The organism is Streptomyces sp. MBT53, from assembly GCF_016654115.1.
Taxonomy (GTDB): Bacteria; Actinomycetota; Actinomycetes; order Streptomycetales; family Streptomycetaceae; genus Streptomyces.
This window is the reverse complement of record NZ_JAEQAZ010000369.1, coordinates 1-434: the sequence shown is the minus strand read 5'-3', so window position 1 is coordinate 434 and position 434 is coordinate 1. Positions and strand designations below refer to the sequence as shown.

Annotated in this window: 1 pseudogene; it reads left to right on the top strand. The window is 77.4% G+C overall.

From position 1 onward, the window contains the following. Positions 1 to 434 (top strand): annotated as a pseudogene (locus tag JHN45_RS50995) (RNA polymerase subunit sigma-24); the annotation flags it as partial.

The following is a 434-nucleotide window of genomic DNA, read 5'->3' as shown; positions in this document are numbered from 1 at the left end:
AANGTCCGGCGGTGCGGGTGCCGCCGGTGCGTCGGCGGCGGCCGGCGGCAGTTCGTCGGGCGGGGCCGGTGCCGGTGGCGCGGCGGCCTCCGAGGGGCTCGGGGCGCCGGTGAAGGCGGGCATCGCGGCCGGTGTGGTCGCGGTGGGTGTGGTGGCGGCGGTGGCATTCGCGCTGGCCAACCACGACAGTCCCGCGAAGCACCATGCCGCCGCGCCGGCCCCTTCCTCCTCCCCCGTCGTCAAGCCCGAGCCGCCGACACCGACTCCCCCGAAGAAGCAACCCGCCCAGGAACCGGCGGTGTTGGCCCCCGAACCGACCCCCACTCCGAGCCCGACGCCGTCGCCCACACCCCATCCGACACCGACCCCCAAGGCCACGCCGACCCCGACTCCGACACCGACTCCCCGGCCCACGCCGACCCCGACGCCCACCC